The sequence below is a fragment of the Serratia sp. Tan611 genome, assembly GCF_905188235.1.
Classification (GTDB): domain Bacteria; phylum Pseudomonadota; class Gammaproteobacteria; order Enterobacterales; family Enterobacteriaceae; genus Serratia_B; species Serratia_B rhizosphaerae.
The window spans coordinates 4,895,876-4,915,514 of the sequence record NZ_LR994655.1 but is presented as its reverse complement, the minus strand read 5'-3'; the positions used below and the strand labels follow the sequence as shown (position 1 = coordinate 4,915,514).

Here is a 19,639-nt window from a genome sequence, read left to right as displayed (position 1 = left end):
AACTATGAGTTCTCAGACTATCGCAACCAAGCGCTGGTTCAGTAAAGAATGGCTGTTGGAACAGAAGTCGCTGATTGCGCTGCTGGTGCTGATCGCCGTGGTGTCGTCCATGAGCCCGAACTTTTTCACGCTCAATAACCTGTTTAACATTCTGCAGCAGACCTCGGTCAACGCCATCATGGCGGTAGGGATGACGCTGGTGATCCTGACCTCCGGCATCGATCTGTCGGTGGGATCGCTGCTGGCGCTAACCGGCGCGGTGGCGGCCTCGATCGTCGGCCTGGAAGTCAACGCGCTGGTGGCGGTTGCTGCGGCGCTGGCGCTGGGGGCCGCGGTCGGCGCCTGTACCGGCGTTATCGTCGCCAAAGGTAAGGTGCAGGCGTTTATCGCCACTTTGGTGATGATGCTGCTGCTGCGCGGCGTCACCATGGTTTACACCAACGGCAGCCCGGTGAATACCGGCTTTACCGATGTGGCCGACGCGTTTGGCTGGTTCGGCATCGGCCGTCCGCTGGGCGTGCCTACGCCGATCTGGATTATGGCGATGGTGTTTATTGCCGTCTGGTACATACTGCAACATACCCGTCTGGGCCGCTACATCTACGCGCTGGGAGGCAATGAAGCGGCGACGCGCCTGTCCGGTATCAGCGTAGATCGGGTCAAAATCATCGTGTATTCACTGTGTGGCCTGCTGGCGGCGCTGGCCGGGGTGATTGAAGTTGCACGCCTGTCTTCGGCGCAGCCTACCGCCGGCACCGGTTATGAACTGGACGCCATCGCCGCCGTAGTACTGGGCGGCACCAGCCTGGCCGGCGGCAAGGGGCGTATCGTCGGCACCCTGATCGGCGCGCTGATCCTCGGCTTCCTGAATAACGGACTGAATCTGCTGGGTGTTTCTTCCTACTACCAAATGATCGTCAAGGCGGTGGTGATACTGCTGGCGGTACTGGTAGACAATAAAAGCAACAAGTAACCTCCCCTACAGGAATAATGACCATGAAAATGAAAAAAGTAACGATGCTGGTTTCCGCGGTGGCGCTCAGCGCTACCCTGAGCGCCAATGCGTTGGCGAAAGACACCATCGCGCTGGTGGTCTCCACGCTGAATAACCCGTTCTTCGTGTCGATGAAGGATGGCGCGCAGCAGGAAGCCAACAAGCTGGGTTATAAGCTGGTGGTGCTGGATTCGCAGAATAACCCGGCGAAAGAGTTGGCCAATGTGCAGGATCTGATGGTGCAGAATCCAAAAATGCTGTTGATCAACCCGACGGATTCCGATGCGGTCGGTAATGCGATTAAAATGGCCAACCAGGCGAAAATTCCGGTCATTACGCTGGATCGCGTGGCGTCCAAAGGCGAGGTGGTCAGCCATATCGCGTCCGATAACCGCGTCGGCGGTAAAATGGCCGGCGACTTTATTGCCGACAAAGTCGGTGCGGACGCCAAAGTGATCCAGCTGGAGGGCATTGCCGGCACTTCTGCCGCCCGTGAGCGCGGTGAAGGCTTCAAACAGTCGCAGGCGCAGCACAAGTTTAAGCTGCTGGGCAGCCAACCAGCGGATTTCGACCGCACCAAGGGGCTGAACGTGATGCAGAACCTGCTGACGGCGCACCCGGACGTGCAGGCGGTGTTCGCTCAGAACGATGAAATGGCGCTGGGCGCACTGCGCGCGCTGCAAACCGCCGGGAAAAGCGACGTAATCGTCGTCGGCTTTGACGGCACCGCCGACGGCGTTAAAGCAGTTGAGAGCGGTAAGCTGGCGGCAACGGTGGCGCAGCGTCCCGATCAAATCGGCGTTATCGGCGTAGAAACCGCGGATAAAGTGCTGAAAGGCGAAAAAGTGGCGGCAACCATTCCGGTTGATTTGAAACTGGTCACCCAATAAGAGTCATACCCGCGCCATCGGAACAGACGTGCCGATGGCGTGCAGTTAAAGGAATCCATGCGATGGAAACAGGAAAACTGGTGGTGCTGGGCAGCATCAATGCCGACCATATCCTTAATATTGAGCAATTTCCCCGCCCGGGCGAAACGGTGATCGGGAAACAGTATAAGGTGGCGTTCGGCGGCAAAGGGGCTAACCAGGCGGTGGCCGCTGGCCGCAGCGGCGCCGATATTGCCTTTATTGCCTGCGTGGGCGCCGACGACGTTGGCGAACGGGTTCGCCGGCAACTGGCGACCGATCGCGTTGATACGCAATCCATCGAAGCCGTTGAAAACTGCACCACCGGCGTGGCGCTTATCTTCGTCAATGGCGAAGGTGAAAACGTGATCGGCATTGATGCCGGAGCCAATGCGGCATTGACGCCGGACTATCTGGCGAGCTATCAGCAGCGGGTGATCGATGCCGATGCCGTGCTGATGCAGCTTGAATCACCGCTCGATACGGTGATCGCCGCTGCGCGCCTGGCCAAACAGCATCAGACGCGGGTGATCCTCAATCCGGCGCCGGCGCGTGAACTGCCGGACGAGCTGCTGGCGATGCTGGATATGATCACGCCCAATGAAACCGAAGCCGAGCGTCTGACCGGTATTGCGGTGGGCAATGAACAGGATGCCGCGCGTGCGGCACAGGCGCTGCATCAAAAAGGCATTGATACGGTGCTGATTACACTCGGCAGCCGCGGCGTGTGGTTGAGCGAACGCGGTGAGGGCAAATTGGTACCGGCCTTTAAGGTTGAGGCGGTTGACACCATCGCCGCCGGCGATACCTTTAACGGCGCGCTGCTGACGGCGCTGCTGGAAGGTAAAACGATGCTGGAGGCCGTACGTTTCGGCCATGCCGCCGCGGCGATCGCCGTCACGCGTCCGGGTGCGCAGCCTTCCGTGCCCTGGCGTGAAGAGATAGACGCCTTTTTGCAACGGCAGGAGTAAGTTTTTGGCCACCATGAAAGATGTCGCCCGTTTGGCGGGCGTATCAACCTCAACCGTGTCGCACGTCATTAATAACAACCGTTTTGTCAGCGATGCGGTGCGAGACAAAGTGATGGCGGCGGTTGAGCAGCTGAACTATGCGCCTTCGGCGCTGGCGCGCAGCCTGAAGCTCAAACAGACGCATACCATCGGTATGCTGGTGACCGCCAGCAATAACCCGTTTTACGCCGAAGTGGTGCGCGGCGTGGAACGCAGCTGTTACGAACGTGGCTATAGCCTGATTCTGTGTAACACCGAGGAAGATGCGGCGCGGATGAACCGCAGCATGGAAACGCTGTTGCAAAAACGCGTCGACGGCCTGCTGGTCATGTGCACCGAAAACCATCGGCCGTCGCCGGCGAACCTGAGCCGTTATCCGTCACTGCCCATTGTGATGATGGACTGGGCGCCTTTTGAAGGGGCGAATGACATTATTCAGGACAACTCGCTGCTCGGTGGTGAAATGGCTACGCAACATCTGATCGCCCGCGGCTACCGGCAGATTGCCTGCATTGCCGGGCCGCAGGATAAAACCACCGCGCGCAACCGTCTGGAAGGTTACCGCCGCGCGATGCGGCAGGCGGGGTTGCCGGTCCCAGCGGGCTATGAAGTGCATTGTGACTTTGAGTTTGAAGGTGGCGTTCGCGCCATGCAGCAACTGCTTGCCTTGCCGGCACCGCCGCATGCGGTGTTTGCCGGTAATGACGCGGTGGCGGTCGGCGTGTATCAGGCGCTGTTCCAGGCCGGGCTGCGCGTGCCGCAGGATATGGCGGTGATGGGGTATGACGATATAGAACTGGCGAAATATCTGGCGCCGCCGTTAAGCACCATTCATCAGCCGAAAGACTCTCTGGGAGAGCTGGCGATCGATGCGTTGATCAATCGCCTGCAGAACCCACAGCGTGCGGCACAGGTGATGGTGTTGACCCCGGAGCTGGTGGAGCGCGCCTCGGTCGGCCAACTCAACTGACTTTGGCGCGTTTCTCCTTGCCGGTGATCAAATTGCGACCGTCTTTTTTGCGCAGCAGCATAAAGACCAGCGCGGAGACGGCGCTGACGATACCCATGGTAATAAAGGTATAGTGGAAGTGGTCGATAATGGTGCCCAGCGACAGTGAATCATAAAAGCGCAACACCGCCGCGCTGACTGCCACGCCGAAACTGATGGAAAGCTGCTGGGTTACCGCCAGCACGCTGTTGCCTGAGCTGGCGTTGGCGTCGCTAAGATCGCCCAGGCTGATGGTATTCATCGCCGTAAACTGGGTCGACATCGCCATCCCCAGTAAAAATAGCGGAATAATCAGCAGCCACAGCGGCATCCCCGGACTTTGCAGCGCAAACTGCGCAATCAACACGCCGATAATCACCGTAACGCCAACCAGCGTACTGCGGTAACCGAACCAGCGCAGCACCTGAGACACGGTCGATTTAGCCAGCAGCGAGCCGATGGCGGTCGGCGCCATCATACAGCCGGCAATAATCGCCGAGTAACCGAAGCCAACCTGCAGCATCAGCGGCATCAAAAAGGGAATACAGCCGGTGCCAAGGCGTGAGGCTACGTTGCCGGCAATGCCGACAGAGAATGTGCGTGTCTTGAATAAGTCCAGGCCAATCAACGGCTGCGTACGACGACGGGCATGGGCGATATAGCCTGCCAGCATCACAAACCCGCCTAAAAATACGCCCAGCGAGATATAACTGGCCAGCACGCGTTCGCCGAACAGCTCCAGGCCGGTGGATATCATCACCAGACTTAAACCGAACAGCATAAAGCCGAGGAAATCAAACGGCCGTTTTGGCGTGGTGAAATCCGGCATATATTTGCGCGCATAAAAAATGCCGAGCAGGCCGATAGGGATATTAATCAGGAAAATCCAGTGCCAGGTGGCGTAGGTCACCAGCCAGCCGCCGAGCATCGGGCCGAGGATCGGCCCCACCAGACCGGGCATGGTGACAAAATTGAGTACCGGCAATAGTTGGCTGCGCGGATAGGCGCGCAGTAGCGCCAACCGCGCCACCGGCATCATCATCGCTCCGCCGACGCCCTGAATAACGCGGGACATGACCAGGAAACTAAGGCTGGGAGAGAGCGCACACAATAATGATCCCAGCGTAAACAGCGAAACGGCGAAGATAAACACCCGCCGCGTGCCGAAGCGGTCGGCCAGCCAGCCGCTCACCGGAATAAGCATGGCGACGGTCAGGGTATAGCTGATGACCGCCGACTGCATGGCCAGCGGCGAACGTTCCAGACTATGGGCGATCGCCGGTAAGGCTGTGTTGAGAATGGTGGCGTCCAGCGCCTGCATAAAGAACGCCATAGCGGCGATCCAAGGCAACCCTGCCATACTGCGTGCGTTTTTCGTCATTATTTTCCTGCTTAATCCTGGGTAAATCCCTTCTTCTATATAGAAGAAGGATTTTTTTCGCCTAACAGAGTCTGGCATGCCTTAAAGGCGGCCTGGGCGTCTTTGACCAGGATGGCGTCGACAATATCCTGGTGTTGCTGCAGCTTGATCACCTCATTATTGGTTATCGCCCTGAAATAGCTCTGGTATACGGAACTGAACAGATTAGAGAACGAGATCAGGAAAGGGTTGCCGCTGGAAGCGTAAATCAGCTGGTGGTATTGCGTGTCCACCTGTATCCAGCGTTCGCGGTCAAAATCATCGTGCAGGGCGCGCATTTCCGCCATCAGCGCCGTCAACTGCGCTCTTTGTTCACCGTCAGCCTGTATGGCGGCCAGTGAACAGGCCTGCGGCTCCAGCGACGTACGCAGAATAAGGAAGTGCTGCATGACCTGATCGAAGTTTTCCCGCGTCATCCACCAGGTCAGCAGCTCCTGGTCGAGGAAGTTCCAATGATTTTGCGGCATCACCCGCGTCCCGATACGCGGTCGCGGCAGCAGCATGCCTTTGGCCGCCAATATTTTTACCGCTTCCCGTACGGCGGTGCGGCTGACGCCAAATGTTTCTCCCAGCTCCATTTCACCGGGCAGAATGCTGCCCGCTTTAAATTCGCCGGCCAGAATCTGTTGGCCGAGTTTTTCTGCCAGTAAATAAGAAAGATTGCGTTGTGCGGCCTGTTGTTGAGCATTTAATTGCATGGCTGCGGGTCCTTGGCTTACGTCGTTACTCTTATTTTACTCTACTGAGCGCGGGGTTTTATGGCTGTTTGTCGGAAAAAGTGATGTAAAAATGCGCTTTTTAGCCCCTTTTGCTGAAAAATAACGCAGTTGAAAAGTTTTTTGAAATTAGGGGTTGCGGCGTTCTGAGAACTCCCTATAATGCGCCTCCACTGACCGGGAACAACGACTGACAAGCCGCCGGGTCAGCGAGAAGAAAGCGAAATAAACGCTTGACTCTCCGGGTGAAAAGCGTAGTATACGCAGCCCGCGCCGATGAGAATTATCTCCGGCGATGCTCTTTAACAATTTATCAGACAATCTGTGTGGGCACTCACAAGACGATATCCAGCATCCTCGGATGCAAAAAAATATCAAGTCTTGAAGAGTGACTAACTGAAGTAAAATTCATGCAGTAAATCTTTGAGCAACAGCTATTAACTTAGCGAATCAAGCTTTTAATTGAAGAGTTTGATCATGGCTCAGATTGAACGCTGGCGGCAGGCCTAACACATGCAAGTCGAGCGGCAGCGGAAAGTAGCTTGCTACTTTGCCGGCGAGCGGCGGACGGGTGAGTAATGTCTGGGAAACTGCCCGATGGAGGGGGATAACCACTGGAAACGGTGGCTAATACCGCATAACGTCTTCGGACCAAAGTGGGGGACCTTCGGGCCTCACACCATCGGATGTGCCCAGATGGGATTAGCTAGTAGGTGGGGTAATGGCTCACCTAGGCGACGATCCCTAGCTGGTCTGAGAGGATGACCAGCCACACTGGAACTGAGACACGGTCCAGACTCCTACGGGAGGCAGCAGTGGGGAATATTGCACAATGGGCGCAAGCCTGATGCAGCCATGCCGCGTGTGTGAAGAAGGCCTTCGGGTTGTAAAGCACTTTCAGCGAGGAGGAAGGGTAGTGTCTTAATACGGCATTACATTGACGTTACTCGCAGAAGAAGCACCGGCTAACTCCGTGCCAGCAGCCGCGGTAATACGGAGGGTGCAAGCGTTAATCGGAATTACTGGGCGTAAAGCGCACGCAGGCGGTTTGTTAAGTCAGATGTGAAATCCCCGAGCTTAACTTGGGAACTGCATTTGAAACTGGCAGACTAGAGTCTCGTAGAGGGGGGTAGAATTCCAGGTGTAGCGGTGAAATGCGTAGAGATCTGGAGGAATACCGGTGGCGAAGGCGGCCCCCTGGACGAAGACTGACGCTCAGGTGCGAAAGCGTGGGGAGCAAACAGGATTAGATACCCTGGTAGTCCACGCCGTAAACGATGTCGATTTGGAGGTTGTGCCCTTGAGGCGTGGCTTCCGGAGCTAACGCGTTAAATCGACCGCCTGGGGAGTACGGCCGCAAGGTTAAAACTCAAATGAATTGACGGGGGCCCGCACAAGCGGTGGAGCATGTGGTTTAATTCGATGCAACGCGAAGAACCTTACCTACTCTTGACATCCAGAGAACTTTCCAGAGATGGATTGGTGCCTTCGGGAACTCTGAGACAGGTGCTGCATGGCTGTCGTCAGCTCGTGTTGTGAAATGTTGGGTTAAGTCCCGCAACGAGCGCAACCCTTATCCTTTGTTGCCAGCGGTTCGGCCGGGAACTCAAAGGAGACTGCCAGTGATAAACTGGAGGAAGGTGGGGATGACGTCAAGTCATCATGGCCCTTACGAGTAGGGCTACACACGTGCTACAATGGCGTATACAAAGAGAAGCGAACCTGCGAAGGCAAGCGGACCTCATAAAGTACGTCGTAGTCCGGATTGGAGTCTGCAACTCGACTCCATGAAGTCGGAATCGCTAGTAATCGTAGATCAGAATGCTACGGTGAATACGTTCCCGGGCCTTGTACACACCGCCCGTCACACCATGGGAGTGGGTTGCAAAAGAAGTAGGTAGCTTAACCTTCGGGAGGGCGCTTACCACTTTGTGATTCATGACTGGGGTGAAGTCGTAACAAGGTAACCGTAGGGGAACCTGCGGTTGGATCACCTCCTTACCTAAAGATATCCTGACTGTGCAGTGTCCACACAGATTGTCTGATGAAAAGAACGAGCAAAGCGTCTGCGAAGCCGACATATATCGTGTCCCCTTCGTCTAGAGGCCTAGGACACCGCCCTTTCACGGCGGTAACAGGGGTTCGAATCCCCTAGGGGACGCCACTTGCTGATATCGGGTGAAAGACGGTATCAAACGATATCTCAAAACTGGCTTGCGAGTCATGTTTGAGATATTTGCTCTTTAACAATCTGGAACAAGCTGAAAATTGAAACATGGCAGCTGAAACTTGTCCCCCGTAGACGTTTGGGATGAGGAGTAACCTGTCATAGAGTCTCTCAAATGTAGCAATGCGACGATGTCGGAAGACACCTTCGGGTTGTGAGGTTAAGTGACTAAGCGTACACGGTGGATGCCTAGGCAGTCAGAGGCGATGAAGGGCGTGCTAATCTGCGAAAAGCGTCGGTAAGGTGATATGAACCGTTATAACCGACGATACCCGAATGGGGAAACCCAGTGTGTTTCGACACATTATCATGTCATGAATACATAGTGGCATGAGGCGAACCGGGGGAACTGAAACATCTAAGTACCCCGAGGAAAAGAAATCAACCGAGATTCCCCCAGTAGCGGCGAGCGAACGGGGAAGAGCCCAGAACCTGAATCGGCTTGTGTGTCAGTGGAAGCGTCTGGAAAGTCGCACAGTAAAGGGTGATAGTCCCGTACACGAAGATGCACAGGTCGTGAGTTCGATGAGTAGGGCGGGACACGTGTTATCCTGTCTGAATATGGGGGGACCATCCTCCAAGGCTAAATACTCCTGACTGACCGATAGTGAACCAGTACCGTGAGGGAAAGGCGAAAAGAACCCCGGCGAGGGGAGTGAAATAGAACCTGAAACCGTGTACGTACAAGCAGTGGGAGCACCTTCGTGGTGTGACTGCGTACCTTTTGTATAATGGGTCAGCGACTTATATTTTGTAGCAAGGTTAACCGAATAGGGGAGCCGTAGGGAAACCGAGTCTTAACTGGGCGTCTAGTTGCAAGGTATAGACCCGAAACCCGGTGATCTAGCCATGGGCAGGTTGAAGGTTGGGTAACACTAACTGGAGGACCGAACCGACTAATGTTGAAAAATTAGCGGATGACTTGTGGCTGGGGGTGAAAGGCCAATCAAACCGGGAGATAGCTGGTTCTCCCCGAAAGCTATTTAGGTAGCGCCTCGTGAACTCATCTTCGGGGGTAGAGCACTGTTTCGGCTAGGGGGCCATCCCGGCTTACCAAACCGATGCAAACTCCGAATACCGAAGAATGTTATCACGGGAGACACACGGCGGGTGCTAACGTCCGTCGTGAAGAGGGAAACAACCCAGACCGCCAGCTAAGGTCCCAAAGTCATGGTTAAGTGGGAAACGATGTGGGAAGGCACAGACAGCCAGGATGTTGGCTTAGAAGCAGCCATCATTTAAAGAAAGCGTAATAGCTCACTGGTCGAGTCGGCCTGCGCGGAAGATGTAACGGGGCTAAACCATGCACCGAAGCTGCGGCAGCGACACTTAGGTGTTGTTGGGTAGGGGAGCGTTCTGTAAGCCGTTGAAGGTGTGCTGCGAGGCATGCTGGAGGTATCAGAAGTGCGAATGCTGACATAAGTAACGATAATGCGGGTGAAAAACCCGCACGCCGGAAGACCAAGGGTTCCTGTCCAACGTTAATCGGGGCAGGGTGAGTCGACCCCTAAGGCGAGGCTGAAAAGCGTAGTCGATGGGAAACAGGTTAATATTCCTGTACTTGGTGTTACTGCGAAGGGGGGACGGAGAAGGCTAGGCTAGCCGAGCGACGGTTGTCTCGGTTTAAGCGTGTAGGGGGAGTGACCTGGTAAATCCGGTTACTTGTTAACCCTGAGGCGTGATGACGATGCACTACGGTGCAGAAGTAGTTGATGCCAAGCTTCCAGGAAAAGCCTCTAAGCTCCAGGTAACACGAAATCGTACCCCAAACCGACACAGGTGGTCAGGTAGAGAATACCCAGGCGCTTGAGAGAACTCGGGTGAAGGAACTAGGCAAAATGGTGCCGTAACTTCGGGAGAAGGCACGCTGGCGCGTAGGTGAAGTCCCTCGCGGATGGAGCTGAAGCCAGTCGCAGATACCAGCTGGCTGCAACTGTTTAATAAAAACACAGCACTGTGCAAACACGAAAGTGGACGTATACGGTGTGACGCCTGCCCGGTGCCGGAAGGTTAATTGATGGGGTTATGGGTAACCAGAAGCTCTTGATCGAAGCCCCGGTAAACGGCGGCCGTAACTATAACGGTCCTAAGGTAGCGAAATTCCTTGTCGGGTAAGTTCCGACCTGCACGAATGGCGTAATGATGGCCAGGCTGTCTCCACCCGAGACTCAGTGAAATTGAACTCGCTGTGAAGATGCAGTGTACCCGCGGCAAGACGGAAAGACCCCGTGAACCTTTACTATAGCTTGACACTGAACATTGAGCCTTGATGTGTAGGATAGGTGGGAGGCTTTGAAGTGTGGACGCCAGTCTGCATGGAGCCAACCTTGAAATACCACCCTTTAATGTTTGATGTTCTAACTCGGCCCCCTAATCGGGGGTGAGGACAGTGTCTGGTGGGTAGTTTGACTGGGGCGGTCTCCTCCCAAAGAGTAACGGAGGAGCACGAAGGTTAGCTAATCACGGTCGGACATCGTGAGGTTAGTGCAAAGGCATAAGCTAGCTTGACTGCGAGAGTGACGGCTCGAGCAGGTGCGAAAGCAGGTCTTAGTGATCCGGTGGTTCTGAATGGAAGGGCCATCGCTCAACGGATAAAAGGTACTCCGGGGATAACAGGCTGATACCGCCCAAGAGTTCATATCGACGGCGGTGTTTGGCACCTCGATGTCGGCTCATCACATCCTGGGGCTGAAGTAGGTCCCAAGGGTATGGCTGTTCGCCATTTAAAGTGGTACGCGAGCTGGGTTTAGAACGTCGTGAGACAGTTCGGTCCCTATCTGCCGTGGGCGTTGGAAGATTGAGAGGGGTTGCTCCTAGTACGAGAGGACCGGAGTGAACGCACCACTGGTGTTCGGGTTGTCATGCCAATGGCATTGCCCGGTAGCTAAGTGCGGAAAAGATAAGCGCTGAAAGCATCTAAGCGCGAAACTTGCCTCAAGATGAGTCTTCCCTGGGCCTTTAAGGCCCCTGAAGGAACGTTTAAGACTAAGACGTTGATAGGCTGGGTGTGTAAGTGCAGCGATGCATTGAGCTAACCAGTACTAATGAACCGTGAGGCTTAACCTTACAACACCGAAGGTGTTTTAGAGACGCGATTTGATTTTCAGTGAAGTTCCGAGATTGGATTGACTGGCGGCGTGGAAACGTTGCGGGTTGATTAAAACAGAATTTGCCTGGCGGCAATAGCGCGGTGGTCCCACCTGACCCCATGCCGAACTCAGAAGTGAAACGCCGTAGCGCCGATGGTAGTGTGGGGTCTCCCCATGCGAGAGTAGGACACTGCCAGGCATCAAATAAAGTAGAAAGCCTCATGTGAAAGCATGAGGCTTTTTGCGTTTGGTCAGAAAAAATAAAAAAGCAGGCAATCATTGCCTGCAGGTTTATTTATTCAGCCAGCTAACAATAAAATCGGCAATTCTCGCCGGATCGTTGATATCAAGTTGGGCGCCGGCAAAATCCAACGTACGATCGCCGGCCACTGCAATCACATAGTTATCCAGCATATCTTCGAGCGGTCGGCCTATTTCGGCGCGGTAGAGGATTATTTTACTAATTGGCTCATGTTTAAAGCCCTCGACCAAAATGAGATCGACATTATTGTGATCGAAGCGGCTTGCCAGATAGTGAAGGTCGAGTGGTTGCTGTTCCGGCGTTTCCGTCATCAGAGCCCAGCGGCGATCGCTGGCGACCAGGGTTTGATCGGCCCCCGCCTTACGGAGTTCATAACTGTCCTTTCCTGGCGTATCAATATCCATATCATGATGGGTATGCTTTATCAGCCCGACCCTGATGCGTTTTTCTCGCAGCAGCGGGATTAGCTGCTTGAGTAGCGTGGTCTTGCCGGTGCCACTATAAGCGGCAATCGCCAGCAGCGGCGTAGTGAACTTAGTCATTGCTGAGCCCCTTCTCCTGCTGCCAGCGCCGGCAGTCATCGGGAGTATTCAGGTTCTGAAAGGCATGAGATCGATCGTTGAATACCACCTGCTTGGCGGCAACCTCTTTGAGGAACAGCATCAGCTTACGTTCTCCCCGCGCTAAATACTCGGCCAAATGCGGCGCCAGGCTTGCATGCAGCAACGCCAGCGTTGGGTGTGCGCGCTCACCGTCGCTGGCATAGGCCGCTAATGCCTGTTGCTTGCCTTGCCATAACGTCTCAACCAGCGTGAGCGGTAAATCGGGCACGTCGCAGGGGACAAAGGCCACCCAGTCGGTTTTTGCCGACCGTAAGCCGGCCAGCATGCCAGCCAGCGGCCCGGCGAAATCTGTCGTCAGATCGCCAACCACCGGTAAACCGCTCTGTTGGTAAACTGCCTGATTACGGTTAGCGCTGATGATAACGGCGCCAACCTGTGGCGTCAGACGCGCGAGCGCATAGCGATAAAGCGGGAGTCCGCCAAGCGAGATTAATCCCTTATCTTCCCCTCCCATACGTGTGGCTCTGCCGCCTGCCAGGATTACTCCGGTTATATCTGTGTGCATAACACCATTCCTTCTTGAAGCCTGCGCCCTGATTGTAGCGCTAAAGCCACCCGGACATCAGGATTTACCTTTATTGACAAGCTGTTCCTTTCCCTGTGCTGACAAGCCTGCTACTTTGTGGGTTTATTAACTTCATTGGACGAATGAGTATGAAAACGCATCGCGTGGATGAATTGATTGAGCTATTGCATCCGGCCTGGCAGGAACAGCCCGACCTCAATCTGATGCAGTTTCTGCAAAAACTGGCGCAGGAAGCGGGTTTCCAGGGCAATTTGGCCGAGTTAAGCGATGATATTTTAATTTATCATCTGAAAATGCGCGGCAGCGCCGCGACGGAACAGATCCCCGGCCTGAAAAAAGACTACGAAGAAGATTTCAAAACGGCATTATTGCGCGCTCGCGGCGTGATTAAGGACTAGCTTTGCTGCGGTGCAGGGGCATCTGATGCTACTATTTTTCATTCCCGGCCCCCGTGCTGTCATCAGGCTAAAATGAATGTTGTTATGAACGATTCTGCGTTTAATTTTGATACCCTTTCTCCCGATCTGATTATGGCCGCATTAGAAGGGGTTGGTCTGCGCGTTGATTCCGGGCTGACGGCGCTCAACAGTTATGAAAACCGCGTTTATCAGTTTACCGATGAAGAACGTCGTCGCTATGTGGTGAAGTTTTATCGTCCCGAGCGCTGGAACGCCGCGCAGATAGAGGAAGAGCATCAGTTCTCGCTCGACCTGGCCAATGCCGAAGTGCCTGCGGTTGCACCGTTACGGCTGCAGGGGAAAACGTTACAGAGCTTCGGTGGCTTCTATTTTACCGTTTTCCCCAGCGTCGGCGGACGGCAGTATGAGATAGATAATCTCGATCAGCTGGAATGGGTAGGCCGCTTTTTGGGGCGCATCCACCAAACCGGTCGAGAAAAGCTGTTTGCCGAGCGTCCGACTATCGGTATTGAGGAGTACCTCACCGCCCCCAGAGAGATTCTGGCGAGCTGTGATTTGGTGCCGGCGGCACAGCGAGAGGCCTTCCTTGGCGCGACGGATACGTTGATTCAGGCTATTAAGCAGAGTTGGCACCTGGACTGGCAACCGCTGCGTTTGCACGGTGATTGCCATCCGGGCAATATCCTGTGGCGCGATGGCCCGCTGTTCGTCGATCTTGACGATGCGCGCAATGGTCCTGCGGTGCAGGATCTTTGGATGCTGCTGCACGGTGAGCGTAGCGAGCAGCTGTTGCAGTTGGATATATTGTTAGAAGCCTATGGCGAGTTTGCCGAGTTCGATCGACGTGAACTGGCGCTGATTGAGCCGCTACGTGCGATGCGCATGGTGTATTACCTGGCATGGGTGGCGCGTCGCTGGCAGGATCCTGCATTCCCAAGAAGTTTTCCGTGGATGGCGGAGTCTGATTTCTGGTTGTCTCAGACCGCGACATTTACTGAACAGGCTAAGCTGCTACAGGAACCTCCTCTGCAGTTGATGCCGATGTATTGAAGATTTAACACAATGGAGAGTTTAGTCTTATGAAAAAGATTTGGTTGGCGCTCGTTGGTATGGTTATGGCGTTTAGCGCCTCCGCCGCGCAGTTTAGCGATGGTACCCAGTATGTGACCCTGGATAAGCCGGTAACCGGCGAGCCGCAGGTGCTGGAGTTCTTCTCGTTCTACTGCCCGCACTGCTACCAGTTTGAAGAGGTTTACCATGTTTCAGACGCGGTGAAAAAAGCGCTGCCGGCGGGCACCAAAATGACCAAGTACCACGTTGAGTTCCTGGGCCCGCTGGGCAAACAGCTGACTCAGGCATGGGCCGTGGCGATGGCGCTGGGCGTGGAAGACAAGATCACCCAGCCAATGTTTGAAGCGGTACAGAAAACTCAAACCGTGCAGACGCCGGACGATATTCGCAACGTGTTTGTGAAGGCGGGCGTGAAGGCAGAGGACTATGACGCGGCGCTGAACAGCTTTGTGGTGAAGTCTTTGGTCGTTCAGCAGGAAAAAGCTGCGGAAGATCTGCAGCTGCGCGGTGTGCCAGCGGTATTTGTTAACGGTAAATACATGGTTAAGAACGACGGTCTGGATACCAGCTCAATGGATGCATACGTGAAGCAGTTTGCTGACGTGGTTAAATTCCTGAGCGAAAAGAAATAACCTTTCCTTAATCCGAACGTTGCAACGCCGGTCATTGACCGGCGTTTTTCGTTTGGCGTTTTAGCTTATCCAATAAGCGGTCTTTTTCCTGCCAGAGCGTATTTAGCCAGAGCTGGAATTGCCGTTTATATTGTTTATCGTTGAAGTAATCGCCATGCAGGCTTTCATCGATAGGCAAGGTTTCAATGCGCACCACGATCCGCTTCAGACGTCCGCAGAGCATGTCCAGAAACGGGCGTTCGCTGTTATCCGGATAGTGCAGCGTAACGTTGAGTACTTTGTCGAACTGGCTGCCCAGCGCGCTGAGGGTAAAGGCGATGCCGGCGGCCTTTGGCGCCAGTAAATTGCGATAGGGCGAATTGGTTTTAATTTTTTTCGCTTCGGTAAAGCGGGATCCTTCCACGAAATTGACGATGGTAGTCGGCCGCAGGCGAAACTTTTCGCAAGAGCGGCGGGTGGTTTCGATATCCTGGCCGCGTTTTTCCGGGTGCTTAAGTAAGTAAGCGCGTGAATAGCGTTTCATAAATGGCATATCCAGCGCCCAGCAGGCCAGGCCGACAAAAGGCACCCAGGCGAGCTGCTGCTTAAGAAAGTATTTATTCATCGGGGCATGATTGCGAAATAGCACGCACAGCACGACGATATCTGACCAGCTTTCATGGTTGCTGATCAGCAGATACCAGTTCTTGCGGCTTAATCCTTCTAACCCTTCAATATCCCAGCTAAGCTGCGGGTTGATGCGTAGCAGCAGAGCCAGCCCCTGGCACCAACACCACATCATAAAATCTGCAAAGGCGGAAATGCCCCGCCAGATCGCCGGTACGGGAACCAATAGTTTTACAATACCGGCCAGCGTGATGGGAATGGAACACAATACCGTCAACAGGATGGTCAATAAGGTAGAAATAATAAAAATAACAGGGGCTAACAATCTTGGCATGGTTATCGGTTGACGGTTGGTTGGAGACAGCGTTGCAGGCATACCATACGCTTCCGCGCGTGAAGGGCGCATTTTAGCAGAAACAGGGGGAGGAAAGCGCCCACAAAGCGTAACTGTTTTCTTTGGCGCCATGCGGGGTTCGCCTTCGCTGCGTTTTTTATGGTCACAATTTGCTGAATTTTCGTGCAACCTTTCCAGATTGTGCTAGGGTAATTGAGGCGCCGAATTTGATTAACGGCGTGCGAAACTACACGTGTAACTTATATCCACAAATCTCAAAAAATGAAAATTATGGCGGCTAAGCGATGCTTACCATAAAACGCCATGATTTTATTGACTTTTTTATTTGTTATTATAACAACTAACCCATTGTTATAATTCATTCTCTTTTCTATGCACAAAGTTATCCACAGGAAAGATCCTGCGGATCGCTTTGCAAAAGGCGATCATTTTTCATCGTAATGCGCGCTAAGGATCGTCTCCGACGGCTAGCTATGGCATCCTTACCGTAAGTCCATCATCAAAAAGAAACGCTATGGCCCAGATTGCTGAAAACCCTTTGATCCTGGTAGATGGTTCCTCTTACCTCTATCGTGCCTATCATGCCTTCCCGCCGCTGACTAACTCTGCCGGTGAACCGACCGGCGCCATGTACGGCGTGCTGAATATGTTGCGTAGCCTGCTGCAGCAGTACGCGCCAACCCATGTGGCGGTAGTGTTCGATGCCAAAGGCAAAACTTTCCGCGATGAATTGTTCGCGGAGTACAAGTCCCACCGTCCGCCAATGCCTGACGATCTGCGTGCGCAGATCGAACCTTTACACCGCATGGTCAAGGCGATGGGGCTGCCGCTGCTGGTGACGCCGGGCGTTGAGGCTGATGATGTCATAGGCACGCTGGCGCTGCAGGCGGAAAAAGCCGGCCATGCCGTTTTGATCAGCACCGGCGATAAAGATATGGCGCAGCTGGTGACGCCAAACGTTACGCTGATCAACACCATGAACAACACTATTCTGGGGCCGCAGGAAGTGTGTGATAAATACGGCATTCCGCCGGAATTGATCATTGATTTCCTGGCGCTGATGGGCGATTCCTCCGATAACATCCCCGGCGTACCGGGCGTGGGTGAGAAAACAGCACAGGCGCTGCTGCAAGGGCTGGGCGGGCTGGATACGCTGTATGCCAATCTGGACAGCATTGCGACCCTGAGTTTCCGCGGCGCCAAAACCATGGCCGCCAAGCTGGAACAGAACAAAGAGGTGGCTTACCTCTCCTATCAGCTGGCGACCATCAAAACCGATGTTGAGCTGGAGGTGAGCTGCAGCGAACTGAACGTCTTGCCGCCGGATGTCGATCAGCTGCATCAGATGTTCAAGCAGTATGAGTTCAAACGTTGGCTGGCGGACGTTGAGTCCGGCACCTGGCTGCAGGGTAAAAAAGGCGGCGCCAAAGCAGCCAGCGCGGCAAAATCATCCGGCGCAGCGGCGGAGACGCCAAAAGCCGCGGCGGAAGCCAAACTGTCGCAGGATGGCTATGTCACCATCCTGGATGAAAAAACGTTTGCCGAATGGCTGGAACGGCTGAAAAAAGCCGAGCTGTTCGCCTTCGATACCGAAACCGACGGCCTGGATACGCAGAGTGCGAACCTGATTGGCCTGTCGTTCGCGATTGAGCCCGGCATTGCCGCTTATCTGCCGGTGGCACATGACTACCTGGATGCGCCGGAGCAGCTGGATCGCGCTTATGTGCTGGAAACGCTAAAGCCGCTGCTGGAAGATGAGAAAGCGCTGAAAGTCGGTCAGAACCTGAAGTTCGACAAGAGCCTGCTGGCGCGGTATGACATCAATCTGCGCGGTATCGCTTATGACACCATGCTGGAATCCTACGTACTGGACAGCGTCGGCGGCCGTCATGATATGGACAGCCTGGCCGATCGCTATCTCGGCCATAAAACCGTCACCTTTGAAGAGATTGCCGGCAAAGGCAAGAATCAGCTGACATTCAATCAGATTGCATTGGAGCAGGCGGCACCGTACGCGGCAGAAGATGCGGATGTCACCCTGCAGCTGCATTTGGCCATGTGGCCGAAGCTGAAAGAGAGTGACGGCCAGCGCAAAGTGTTCAGCGAGATTGAGATGCCGCTACTGCCGGTGCTTTCCCGTATCGAGCGTACCGGCGTGCTGATCGATCAGCATATTCTGGCGACCCATTCACAGGAACTGACCAAGCGGCTGGCCGAGCTGGAAACGCAGGCGCACGAGCTGGCGGAAGAGCCGTTTAACCTGGCATCGACCAAGCAGCTGCAGGCGATTTTGTATGAGAAGCAAAAGCTGCCGGTGTTGAAAAAGACGCCGGGAGGCGCGCCGTCGACCAATGAGGAAGTGCTGGCCGAGCTGGCGCTGGACTACCCGCTGCCAAAAGTGATTCTGGAATATCGCGGACTGGCGAAGCTGAAGTCCACCTATACCGACAAGCTGCCGCAGATGATCAATCCGGTCAGCGGCCGGGTGCATACGTCATATCATCAGGCGGTGACCGCTACCGGCCGGCTGTCATCAAGCGATCCGAACCTGCAGAACATCCCGGTGCGTAATGAGGAAGGGCGGCGTATTCGCCAGGCGTTTATCGCGCCGAAGGGATACCGCATTCTGGCTGCCGACTACTCACAGATTGAGCTGCGCATTATGGCGCATCTGTCGCAGGATGAGGGGCTGCTGAAAGCCTTTGCCGCCGGTGAGGACATTCACCGGGCTACGGCTGCCGAAGTCTTTGGCGTGCCGTTGGATAAGGTCACCGGTGAACAGCGCCGCAGCGCCAAGGCGATCAACTTCGGCCTGATCTACGGCATGAGCGCCTTTGGTCTGGCGCGCCAACTGGGGATTCCGCGTAATGAAGCGCAGCGCTATATGGATCTCTATTTTGAGCGCTATCCTGGCGTGCTGGATTATATGGAGCGTACGCGTCAGCAGGCTTCCGAGCAGGGGTTCGTCAGCACGCTGGATGGCCGCCGGCTCTATCTGCCGGATGTGCGTTCCAGCAACGGTATGCGCCGTAAGGCAGCGGAGCGTGCGGCGATCAATGCGCCGATGCAGGGCACTGCGGCCGATATCATCAAACGCGCGATGATTGCCGTGGATAGCTGGCTGCTGGAACAGAAGGAACCGCTGGTGCGCATGATTATGCAGGTGCACGATGAACTGGTGTTTGAAGTACACGAGTCGGTGCTGGAAGAAGCCAGCCAGCGCATTCGCGACCTGATGGAAAGTAGCATGACGCTGGCGGTGCCGCTAAAAGTGGACGTAGGCACCGGGAATAACTGGGAAGAAGCGCATTAATTACGCAACTGTCCGAACGTTACGCTAAACGGCGAAAAACCCAGCTATTTTCGTAATTTAGCTACATTATACGGCGATTGTTTCCGCAACATCGCCGTTATTCCCCCCTTCTTGCTGTAACTAAACTACAGAAAATTCTTTTGCCTCGTGAAAAAATGATGTAAAGTTACAGGCGTAGGGTACAGAGGTAAGATGTTCTATCTTTCAGACCTTTTACTTCACGTAATCGGATTTGGCTGAATATTAGCCGCCCCAGTCAGTGTTGACTGGGGCGTTTTTTATTGTAAAAACAGAATATTAACCGATTTATGGTGTTGCCTCTCCGCGGAGTTCCCCGGCTATTGCCTCTCACTGGCCGCCATGTTTCTGCCATATCGTCATAACTTTTTCTGATGATTTTTGGTCAGATCTGTAATTAGATAACAAAACCTTCTGATGCGATCAAAAAAGGGCCCGCTGACGGACCCTTGTTATCATGTG

The 19,639-nt window shown here is 54.4% G+C and carries 13 protein-coding genes, 1 tRNA gene and 3 rRNA genes; 12 read left to right on the top strand and 5 right to left on the bottom strand.

The features are described 5' to 3' along the window. Positions 1 to 4: 4 nt before the first annotated feature. The 4 genes from rbsC to rbsR all read left to right on the top strand — a co-directional run bounded on the left by rbsC (position 5) and on the right by rbsR (position 3,882). Positions 5 to 973, top strand: a complete 969-nt coding sequence (rbsC, locus tag TAN611_RS23205) for a ribose ABC transporter permease (protein ID WP_105233129.1) — start codon at positions 5 to 7, stop codon at positions 971 to 973. Positions 974 to 996: 23 nt separating this feature from the next. Beyond that, on the top strand, positions 997 to 1,884 hold the full coding sequence (rbsB, locus tag TAN611_RS23200) for a ribose ABC transporter substrate-binding protein RbsB (RefSeq protein WP_105233128.1): 888 nt from the start codon (positions 997 to 999) through the stop codon (positions 1,882 to 1,884). A gap of 62 nt (positions 1,885 to 1,946) precedes the next feature. After that, complete coding sequence (gene rbsK, locus TAN611_RS23195; RefSeq protein WP_111737982.1) at positions 1,947 to 2,873, top strand: ribokinase; 927 nt, start codon at positions 1,947 to 1,949, stop codon at positions 2,871 to 2,873. A 4-nt stretch (positions 2,874 to 2,877) separates the two neighbouring features. Beyond that, positions 2,878 to 3,882 carry a ribose operon transcriptional repressor RbsR gene (rbsR, locus tag TAN611_RS23190; RefSeq protein ID WP_203067058.1) on the top strand — a complete coding sequence of 335 codons (1,005 nt, stop codon included), beginning with the start codon at positions 2,878 to 2,880 and terminating at the stop codon, positions 3,880 to 3,882. On the opposite strand, the gene mdtD is transcribed toward rbsR, so the two are convergent. Beyond that, positions 3,875 to 5,281, bottom strand: a complete 1,407-nt coding sequence (gene mdtD, locus TAN611_RS23185) for a multidrug transporter subunit MdtD (RefSeq protein ID WP_111737981.1) — start codon at positions 5,279 to 5,281, stop codon at positions 3,875 to 3,877. The two genes, rbsR and mdtD, sit on opposite strands and share 8 nt — an antisense overlap. 35 nt (positions 5,282 to 5,316) lie before the next feature. Then, entirely contained in the window at positions 5,317 to 6,018 is a 702-nt protein-coding gene (locus tag TAN611_RS23180; protein WP_203067057.1) for a FadR/GntR family transcriptional regulator, read from the bottom strand. Positions 6,019 to 6,495: 477 nt separating this feature from the next. Between TAN611_RS23180 and TAN611_RS23175 the strand changes: the two genes are divergently transcribed. The 4 genes from TAN611_RS23175 to rrf all read left to right on the top strand — a co-directional run bounded on the left by TAN611_RS23175 (position 6,496) and on the right by rrf (position 11,551). Further along, positions 6,496 to 8,037: ribosomal RNA gene (locus TAN611_RS23175) — 16S ribosomal RNA — on the top strand. Positions 8,038 to 8,124: 87 nt separating this feature from the next. Then, positions 8,125 to 8,200 (top strand) — tRNA-Glu (locus TAN611_RS23170). A 221-nt stretch (positions 8,201 to 8,421) separates the two neighbouring features. Beyond that, positions 8,422 to 11,329, top strand: a 23S ribosomal RNA gene (locus TAN611_RS23165). A 106-nt stretch (positions 11,330 to 11,435) separates the two neighbouring features. Further along, positions 11,436 to 11,551, top strand: a 5S ribosomal RNA gene (gene rrf / locus TAN611_RS23160). The 16S, 23S and 5S rRNA genes sit together here with 1 tRNA gene alongside, the layout of an rRNA operon. A gap of 92 nt (positions 11,552 to 11,643) precedes the next feature. Here rrf and mobB read toward each other — a convergent pair. Both mobB and mobA read right to left on the bottom strand, forming a co-directional pair. Next, positions 11,644 to 12,156 carry a molybdopterin-guanine dinucleotide biosynthesis protein MobB gene (gene mobB, locus TAN611_RS23155; RefSeq protein ID WP_105233123.1) on the bottom strand — a complete coding sequence of 171 codons (513 nt, stop codon included), beginning with the start codon at positions 12,154 to 12,156 and terminating at the stop codon, positions 11,644 to 11,646. Further along, positions 12,149 to 12,742: a molybdenum cofactor guanylyltransferase MobA gene (gene mobA, locus TAN611_RS23150; protein ID WP_197950382.1), complete on the bottom strand. Its 594-nt coding sequence runs from the start codon at positions 12,740 to 12,742 to the stop codon at positions 12,149 to 12,151. Before mobA ends, mobB begins: the two co-directional genes overlap by 8 nt. 149 nt (positions 12,743 to 12,891) lie before the next feature. Here mobA and TAN611_RS23145 point away from each other — a divergent pair, with 149 nt between their 5' ends. The 3 genes from TAN611_RS23145 (at position 12,892) to dsbA (ending at position 14,885) form a co-directional block, all read left to right on the top strand. Then, positions 12,892 to 13,161: a YihD family protein gene (locus TAN611_RS23145; protein WP_105233121.1), complete on the top strand. Its 270-nt coding sequence runs from the start codon at positions 12,892 to 12,894 to the stop codon at positions 13,159 to 13,161. An 84-nt stretch (positions 13,162 to 13,245) separates the two neighbouring features. Next, positions 13,246 to 14,232, top strand: coding sequence for a serine/threonine protein kinase (locus tag TAN611_RS23140; protein WP_187043871.1), 987 nt, complete (start codon positions 13,246 to 13,248; stop codon positions 14,230 to 14,232). A 29-nt stretch (positions 14,233 to 14,261) separates the two neighbouring features. Next, positions 14,262 to 14,885, top strand: coding sequence for a thiol:disulfide interchange protein DsbA (gene dsbA, locus TAN611_RS23135; RefSeq protein WP_015962409.1), 624 nt, complete (start codon positions 14,262 to 14,264; stop codon positions 14,883 to 14,885). 31 nt (positions 14,886 to 14,916) lie between these two features. Here the strand turns inward: dsbA and TAN611_RS23130 are convergent, their stop codons facing one another. Beyond that, on the bottom strand, positions 14,917 to 15,825 hold the full coding sequence (locus TAN611_RS23130) for an acyltransferase (protein ID WP_105233119.1): 909 nt from the start codon (positions 15,823 to 15,825) through the stop codon (positions 14,917 to 14,919). Between the two features lie 535 nt (positions 15,826 to 16,360). Here TAN611_RS23130 and polA point away from each other — a divergent pair. Then, the gene (gene polA / locus TAN611_RS23125; RefSeq protein WP_203067056.1) at positions 16,361 to 19,159 is read left to right on the top strand and encodes a DNA polymerase I; all 2,799 of its coding nucleotides are present in this window, start codon (positions 16,361 to 16,363) and stop codon (positions 19,157 to 19,159) included. Positions 19,160 to 19,639: the final 480 nt, after the last annotated feature.

What these genes read in the sequence shown, in the direction of transcription:
- rbsC (WP_105233129.1), top strand. Translation starts at nt 5, where the DNA reads ATGAGTTCTCAGACTATCGCAACCAAGCGCTGGTTCAGTAAAGAATGG.
- rbsB (WP_105233128.1), top strand. Translation starts at nt 997, where the DNA reads ATGAAAATGAAAAAAGTAACGATGCTGGTTTCCGCGGTGGCGCTCAGC.
- rbsK (WP_111737982.1), top strand. Translation starts at nt 1,947, where the DNA reads ATGGAAACAGGAAAACTGGTGGTGCTGGGCAGCATCAATGCCGACCAT.
- mdtD (WP_111737981.1), bottom strand. Translation starts at nt 5,281, where the DNA reads ATGACGAAAAACGCACGCAGTATGGCAGGGTTGCCTTGGATCGCCGCT.
- TAN611_RS23180 (WP_203067057.1), bottom strand. Translation starts at nt 6,018, where the DNA reads ATGCAATTAAATGCTCAACAACAGGCCGCACAACGCAATCTTTCTTAT.
- mobB (WP_105233123.1), bottom strand. Translation starts at nt 12,156, where the DNA reads ATGACTAAGTTCACTACGCCGCTGCTGGCGATTGCCGCTTATAGTGGC.
- mobA (WP_197950382.1), bottom strand. Translation starts at nt 12,742, where the DNA reads ATGCACACAGATATAACCGGAGTAATCCTGGCAGGCGGCAGAGCCACA.
- TAN611_RS23145 (WP_105233121.1), top strand. Translation starts at nt 12,892, where the DNA reads ATGAAAACGCATCGCGTGGATGAATTGATTGAGCTATTGCATCCGGCC.
- TAN611_RS23140 (WP_187043871.1), top strand. Translation starts at nt 13,246, where the DNA reads ATGAACGATTCTGCGTTTAATTTTGATACCCTTTCTCCCGATCTGATT.
- dsbA (WP_015962409.1), top strand. Translation starts at nt 14,262, where the DNA reads ATGAAAAAGATTTGGTTGGCGCTCGTTGGTATGGTTATGGCGTTTAGC.
- TAN611_RS23130 (WP_105233119.1), bottom strand. Translation starts at nt 15,825, where the DNA reads ATGCCAAGATTGTTAGCCCCTGTTATTTTTATTATTTCTACCTTATTG.
- polA (WP_203067056.1), top strand. Translation starts at nt 16,361, where the DNA reads ATGGCCCAGATTGCTGAAAACCCTTTGATCCTGGTAGATGGTTCCTCT.